This is a genomic window from Roseburia sp. OF03-24, from assembly GCF_003463035.1.
Lineage (GTDB): Bacteria > Bacillota > Clostridia > Lachnospirales > Lachnospiraceae > Roseburia > Roseburia rectibacter.
Window position 1 is genome coordinate 1 of sequence record NZ_QSCK01000061.1, and the last position, 6,372, is coordinate 6,372.

7 protein-coding genes and 4 pseudogenes are annotated in these 6,372 nt (G+C 35.5%); 6 read left to right on the forward strand and 5 right to left on the reverse strand.

What is annotated here, in order from left to right; translation table 11 throughout:
• Both DXA60_RS19365 and DXA60_RS18140 read right to left on the reverse strand, forming a co-directional pair.
• Window positions 1-195 (reverse strand): annotated as a pseudogene (locus tag DXA60_RS19365) (ISNCY family transposase); the annotation flags it as partial.
• Between the two features lie 317 nt (window positions 196-512).
• Window positions 513-1,021, reverse strand: a pseudogene (locus DXA60_RS18140) (transposase); the annotation flags it as partial.
• A gap of 283 nt (window positions 1,022-1,304) precedes the next feature.
• On the opposite strand from DXA60_RS18140, the pseudogene tnpA reads away from it, so the two are divergent.
• From tnpA to DXA60_RS18160, 3 genes and pseudogenes are all read left to right on the forward strand, one after another.
• Window positions 1,305-1,719: pseudogene (gene tnpA / locus DXA60_RS19950) on the forward strand (IS200/IS605 family transposase).
• 125 nt (window positions 1,720-1,844) lie between these two features.
• Window positions 1,845-2,459: a hypothetical protein gene (locus tag DXA60_RS18155; RefSeq protein ID WP_015520298.1), complete on the forward strand. Its 615-nt coding sequence runs from the start codon at window positions 1,845-1,847 to the stop codon at window positions 2,457-2,459.
• A 68-nt stretch (window positions 2,460-2,527) separates the two neighbouring features.
• Window positions 2,528-2,938 carry a hypothetical protein gene (locus DXA60_RS18160; protein WP_055196073.1) on the forward strand — a complete coding sequence of 137 codons (411 nt, stop codon included), beginning with the start codon at window positions 2,528-2,530 and terminating at the stop codon, window positions 2,936-2,938.
• Here the strand turns inward: DXA60_RS18160 and DXA60_RS19380 are convergent.
• Window positions 2,939-3,226 (reverse strand): annotated as a pseudogene (locus DXA60_RS19380) (transposase); the annotation flags it as partial. It lies immediately after the preceding gene.
• Between the two features lie 128 nt (window positions 3,227-3,354).
• On the opposite strand from DXA60_RS19380, the gene DXA60_RS18170 reads away from it, so the two are divergent.
• Window positions 3,355-3,963, forward strand: coding sequence for a DUF1963 domain-containing protein (locus DXA60_RS18170; protein WP_117922661.1), 609 nt, complete (start codon window positions 3,355-3,357; stop codon window positions 3,961-3,963).
• A 40-nt stretch (window positions 3,964-4,003) separates the two neighbouring features.
• Entirely contained in the window at window positions 4,004-4,153 is a 150-nt protein-coding gene (locus tag DXA60_RS19955; RefSeq protein WP_158570897.1) for an AHH domain-containing protein, read from the forward strand.
• A 141-nt stretch (window positions 4,154-4,294) separates the two neighbouring features.
• Here the strand turns inward: DXA60_RS19955 and DXA60_RS19385 are convergent, their stop codons facing one another.
• A complete protein-coding gene (locus DXA60_RS19385) occupies window positions 4,295-4,771 on the reverse strand; it encodes a transposase (protein ID WP_330418463.1) in 477 nt (158 codons plus the stop codon).
• 10 nt (window positions 4,772-4,781) lie between these two features.
• Window positions 4,782-5,462: an IS110 family transposase gene (locus DXA60_RS19390; RefSeq protein WP_243006956.1), complete on the reverse strand. Its 681-nt coding sequence runs from the start codon at window positions 5,460-5,462 to the stop codon at window positions 4,782-4,784.
• A gap of 278 nt (window positions 5,463-5,740) precedes the next feature.
• On the opposite strand from DXA60_RS19390, the gene DXA60_RS18185 reads away from it, so the two are divergent.
• On the forward strand, window positions 5,741-6,292 hold the full coding sequence (locus tag DXA60_RS18185; protein ID WP_147345412.1) for a hypothetical protein: 552 nt from the start codon (window positions 5,741-5,743) through the stop codon (window positions 6,290-6,292).
• Window positions 6,293-6,372: the final 80 nt, after the last annotated feature.

A 6,372-nucleotide genomic window follows, 5' to 3' on the forward strand; every position in this document is an offset into this window, starting at 1 on the left:
AGCATTGGATAAAGCTGATGTTTGCGGGGGCTTCCGGTACTGGTGTGAAAATGATTAACAAAAGAAACAGGAACAATTTCATCAAGGTTAATGGGCTTCATCAAGAAGCGAAAGGAACTGATATTTGTCGTTGCCGAATTTATTTTGACAATTTTCAAAAACTTCTGCTAAAGTGAGCTGCTTATGTGCTATCATATAGGTATATCTCCTTTAAGGTGGATTGGTATTTAGTTTCTAGTCAACTCTATTTTACCATAAACCTTGAGGAGATATTTTATTTTAACGACAAAAAATACCGTATTTATGCGGTGTTTGGCGTTTCGCAAACGCCTAAAAGTGTCTAGGATAATGAAAGACTAACTATTAAAAGTCAAGTATAAAAATCAAATTTTTTGAATGAATTGCAGAAATGCATTTCAGATATATTTGCACATTGAAAACTGCATGACAAGCGGAGTGTCGTTGTCGGCACTCCAAAAAGGAGATATTTACAGAAAAATTAAGAGGCATTTCTATACGACTTCCCTGTTTTTTTCCATTGCATAAATGGTTCTCACCAGTTTCTTTGTGGCGTGGGATAAAGCAACATTGTAATGTTTGCCTTCGGCTCGTTTCTTTTTAAAATAAGCCCCAAAGGATTCATCCCAGTGACAGACGTATTTGGTTGCATTATAAAAAGGGCATACCTCAGATACCGGGATCCACGCTTTTCCATGTGGGAATAGCAGTTATCCAACTGTCCGGACTGGTAAGTAGAGGGTGACATTCCGGCATAAGCAAGTATTTTGTCCGGTGAATCAAAACGACTGAAATCACCGATTTCAGCAATGATCATTGCACCCATGCGATAGCTGATGCCCGGTATGGTAAGGATTGGAGAGTTAATCTCATCCATAATGGATTTGATTTCATTTTCGATTTCCTCGATCTCTGTATCTAATTCACGAATGAGTTTGATGGTATGTTTTAATTCCAGAGCTTTTGCTGGCATATTTGAGCCGATGGAATTTCTTGCAGATTCATACTTTGATGAAGTAAATGAAGAACCTGTTATATATCATTGGAAGTACAAACTTGAAGAAATTGATCCAAATGAAGAAGTGGTGGTTGATACGTTGCCAGTCAAAAAGTCGAGTTAATTACTGACAGCTATAGTAGTTTATTGTAAATGAAATGTCTAATCTCCTAGCTATGCTGAGGAGATTAGAGTAGTTGGAAACGGTGAGGATATCAATAAAAATTTTCCTATGCTACAATGAAATTGGTGTCTCAAGCCAAATTTCATTGTAGCATAGGAGGTTCAAATGGACAACAGAAGTTCATCACACTCGATGGAAATGCCAGTATCATATAGTTTTTATTCCAAAGTATTGTATGGGAAATTGAGGGAAGATGTAAGGGAGATTCTTAGTACATTGTGTAAATATAAAGATGTGGATATTATTACAAATGCAGTATTTGTGGATTATGTGCATCTAATTGTAGTGCTTCCGCCAAAACTCAGTATATCTAATTTTAAGGGATACTTGAAGGGTAAAAGTACGTTAATGATTTATGACAAGTGCAGGTAAAAACAGAGTAAGTGGGGTATGGCGTTTGGGGCAAGGTGATATTTATGTAGAAACAATTGGTAATATCACCGACGAAGCAGTACAAAAATATATTAAAGAGCAAGCAGAGGAATCAAGAAAAGAAGATTCAAGAAGTACCGCTTTATAAGCGGATCAGTAATAATGCTTGTGGCACTGCTCTTTGTGGAGAGCAGTAACATTAGCCCTTTAGAGGGCTAAAAGCAAAACATCAGTTGAACTGGTGGTTGCTGACTTAGAAGGAAAGGAATTTAAATGATGAAAAGGGTAATTTGGCGGGCTAATCAGGTAATTAGCATAGAAACCAGACGTAGAGATGAAAATAGAAAAGAAAATGTTTATGTGTTGGCACAAATGATAAATAGAGCTCAGCTATTAGTATTTAATTTATTTAATACAGATAATAATTGGGAAAATATTGATTTAAATAAAGCGCCTATTTTATTCTGTACCTACGTTACAAAACAATTTATCTCATGCAGCAATATTTATAAGCAAAAAGTGGAGCCGCTTAAGGAGTATAAGCCGCCTGTATATCAGATCCATATGTTGGGTATACGCGCTAGAAAGATAACTCTATGGGAAGGTACGGCAGATGAACGGGAGATAATGTTTCTCGGAGATGGTGGAGGAGCGTTAATAGAAGGAGATATAGGAAATTGTATTTATATCATGCCTGAAATTCCGTTTACAGATAATGAGACAATAGATAAATATGAATTAACTAATGTTCGAATTTATGCAGAATTTAATGAACGATTATATCTTTGTTATAAATTTGGTAAAAATGTGGATCCTATGAAAGATTTAGTTTTTAATAGACCGATTCCTATAGAGTATAAAGAATATATTGATATTATTTCATCATAGGAAACTAAGGAGAAAAAAGAAATACATGCGTTTGACTGGAAACAGATGGGGCAGATTTTCTTACTGGTGTGGCAATACACTTTGTATTTAAAGGCATAGATGAACTAAGGACTGGTAAAAAAACGGCATATCGTGGCCAGTATTCATTTGATATGAACGGAAATGAGGTTTCTTGCATATATGATTTTTATGACATTGAAAATTTGGCAGCTATAGAGGATGCAAGATTTTATAATGAACCTACATTTTATAAGGTAGAAGTTGGTGGTAATCAAAGTGTATATGTTTCGACAGGGAATATAAGGCAAAGTCAATTTGCGGAAATTGTAAATCAATCTTCTGGAGATATTTCAATAGTTTCTGGTATGCATGGAGGACCAGATGGAACATTACTGAGCGAGTATAATGGTGTTTCAGGAAAACAATTATTGAACGAAGATTTAAAAGTATGGGGGGATTCACTAAATAGTGTCTGCTGATTAAACCGCTTCCAGCTCAAAATCAGCAGATTGATGTGTTAATAGTTCCAGCAGCCATAAAAATGTAAACAGTATCCGTGACTGTATCTTGAACAGATTCGTCACAAATACGGATAACGCGATTGAAGTTAGGGTTGTGTCATAAAGTTTGGTTCTGATCAAGCCCATTCCATAGCAGCGCTTGCTTAAGCTGAAGGCTTTTTCCACCTCTATTCGATCCGTGTTATCCTGATATTCATGTTTTTTCTCTTTTGCTGGCTGTTTTTCAAGACTTGGTCTCCCAAGCTTTGAAGGGGGATTGAGAAAAGCAGGATATCCAGCTAGTCAAGCAAGAAAGCTTCGGAAAGAAGCTGAAAAATTCTATAAAAGACAGACTAAATTAAAGTGTCTAGGATAATGAAAGGAGAATAAATGCAATGTCAAACTTAGTAAGATTTGAAAAGGTAGATAATGAATTGAATATTTTGCGTATTGGAGGAAAAAGTTTTTTACCTCCTGATGTAGAGTGGCCTACTAATCCTAATGGAGAAAAAATGGTTTTTATTTTTAATATACCTACAAATTTTTTAAATTCAACTCTTCAATTTAATTATCCGAAGGATCAGGTTATTTCTGTATTTACTACTTATAATAGAGAAGATTATTTTTTGGACTCGATCGTTTATAACGGTGATATAGAAGAACTTCAGAATATAAAAAACGGATATACAAAAGTAATTTTACATTCTGTTGCTTCTCCAAGAAATGATGCGGATTTTTTGATTTCAGCAAGAGAAATAGTAATTGATAAAGAAATGAATGAATTTGATGATTATAATGGCTCTCTTTTTGGTGCAAATCCTGTATTTTTACAAGAAGAAAAGTTAGAACTTGCCTCCTATCAATTTTGCATGCAGATATATGGAGGAGATTTTCCAAAAGAATTTCAAGATATCTTCTATTTAGATGATGCAATAGGTTATCTATTTTTAAGTAAAGAGGAAAAAGCAAATGATGTTGGAGTATTTTTTGTACAATGCACCTGAAATGGTAGTGGGGTGCGATTTATAAAGAAATGGAATCCATGTGGGATGGAACAATGTTCATAGTGAGTACAATCAATATATTAGTCAAGAATTGGGTAAAATTAGCAGGATTGCTAAAGAAAACAATTGGGGAAAGAGGAAAATTCAAAAAGAAATTAGAATGTTACAAAGCGAAGTAAAAAAAGATTAAAAAAAAGGAGACCAGCTATGAAAAGTCAACCATAAATTAGCAAAAAATTTCTTTTTCATATCGGTGGTAAAAAAGGGTAACTTTAATAGAGCTCCCTTAGGGTGCTTTTTCAAAATCTATCGATATTGGTATACAGACCTCTTATTCGAGGTTGAATTCTACTTCGCCAGTGAGCATCTTCCAGATGACTCTGACAAGCTTGCCGGCACAGTGCCCAAGTGCATTGTAGTGAGACCGGCCTTCAGCCCTCTTGGCATCATAATAAGCCTTGAAGGTTGCGTTGTTTCTGACAACGTTCCAAGCTGCATTTACAAGGGCATATCGTAAAACACGAGAGCCACGTTTGGACATCCTTGTTGTCTTAGCCTGAAAGTTACCAGACTGATAAACAGAAGGATCCAAACCGGCAAAAGCAAGCAGCTTGTTAGGATTGGAGAAACGGTGAATATCACCTATTTCACCAAGAATCATTCCACCATTGATATAACCGATACCAGGAATGGTCATGATGACAGAATCGTTGAATTTCATGATATCCGTCATCTCAGCTTCAATCCTTTCTAATTGGCTATCCAGTAACTCGATTTGTTGAATGGTTTGAGTTATCTGAATAGATATAGCGCTGTCGTTAGCACCGACAGACTTCTGTGCGAGAACTTAATTCTTTGGCCTGTTCTTTGGTAAAGTGTCCGTGTGAGTTCACTTTGAGCAGATTTGCCAGATGAGTCATATGCATGGAAGCAATCTCTTTTGGAGAAGGTGCTTCTTTTAATAAAGCATAGACAGCGTGTTGATGCAGACCGGATTTGAAAAAGTATTGAATCTCCGGAAAGACCTGATCAACATAGGTTGTCAGTTGAATTTTCAATCGGGTACGTTGCTTTATGGTTTTCTGACGGAAACGTCCCAATGCCTTAAGATCCATCATATCGAGATCGAAGAAGCTGACGAATCTGAGGTTGTCCTGCATCATAAGAGTTTTAGTAATCACGTAAGTGTCGACCTTATCTGTCTTAGTTTTGCGAACGTTATTTTTTCGCATTTGACAGGTTTTGATGGGGTTCAACACACACACTTGGTAAAGCTCAGTAACAAGGTATCGAACAAGGTTGTCACCGTAGTGTGCCGTTGACTCAAGACCGATGATGAGGCTGTTCTTATCGAATGATTCGAGTTTAGAGACCAGCAGTTGGAAGCCATCAGCGTCATTTGTGAATTTGAACGGCTCAATGATTATTTCACCGTCGGAAGAAATCGCAGCGGCGAAATGATTAAGTTTGGCAATATCAATGCCTACGTAAATTTTCATGAGGTTGTACCTCCCTTTCCTAAAGTCTGATACCATGATGTCCACCAACGATTATCATCGTAGACTTGATAGAAATAAGTACTCTGAGTGAAAAACACTCCGGCAACATCCAGCTAATAAACAATTCAGATAAAGGTAGTGGCAATACACTCCAGTTGAGTAGTCAAGCTACAGAAAACAAATCAAAAGTCCATAGTATCTGAATTGTATTGAACCACGATATTAAAAGAAAGGAAATATGTGATAATTAACTTCCTAATTATCATACAAGTGATAAAATGTCATTAAAATTATATCAAATAAATACAACTCTAAATCATCCTGATTGTATGGCAGGATTAAAAAAAATGATGGATGATGAAATTTTTTCATTTTTTATATTGGACATAGGAAATGAAGAAAAAATAAAAAGAAGAAGATTGGAGTTTGTTGCGGGCACTGGTTATACACTGGAAAATATTGAGAAAACAGATTATATTTTTTGTCCATCTGCATTGTTGTTTTCTAAGCGATTTGTTGAAAAAATTGGAAATTTATTGAGAGAAGAAATGAAGTTTTTTTCTTGTAGATTAGTTTGTCAAGACGTTAGTTTAGAATGGTATGCCGCTAAAATCATACTACGTATACCTATAATAGATAAAGAAGCATCAACATATCGTACATTAAGTGATGGTGAGAGAGTGTTAAAATTTATAAAGTTTAGAAGAGATATTGAAGAGGAATTTTTTATTGCGAAAGATAAAGAAAGTACTACAGATTTTGTTGTAAGTGAATTGTTCGTAGATATATGCAAGAGAAATGGTTTGTTAATTGATTTTAAAGAAGTATAGGTAAGAAAATAAATTACCAGTTAAAGGGGGAGAATTCTGTAAAGGAGTTAAGTTGCCCTCTTGGTTATGAACAGGTGGAA

What these genes read in the sequence shown, in the direction of transcription:
- DXA60_RS18155 (WP_015520298.1), top strand. Translation starts at nt 1,845, where the DNA reads ATGATGAAAAGGGTAATTTGGCGGGCTAATCAGGTAATTAGCATAGAA.
- DXA60_RS18170 (WP_117922661.1), top strand. Translation starts at nt 3,355, where the DNA reads ATGTCAAACTTAGTAAGATTTGAAAAGGTAGATAATGAATTGAATATT.
- DXA60_RS19390 (WP_243006956.1), bottom strand. Translation starts at nt 5,462, where the DNA reads ATGAAAATTTACGTAGGCATTGATATTGCCAAACTTAATCATTTCGCC.
- DXA60_RS18185 (WP_147345412.1), top strand. Translation starts at nt 5,741, where the DNA reads ATGTCATTAAAATTATATCAAATAAATACAACTCTAAATCATCCTGAT.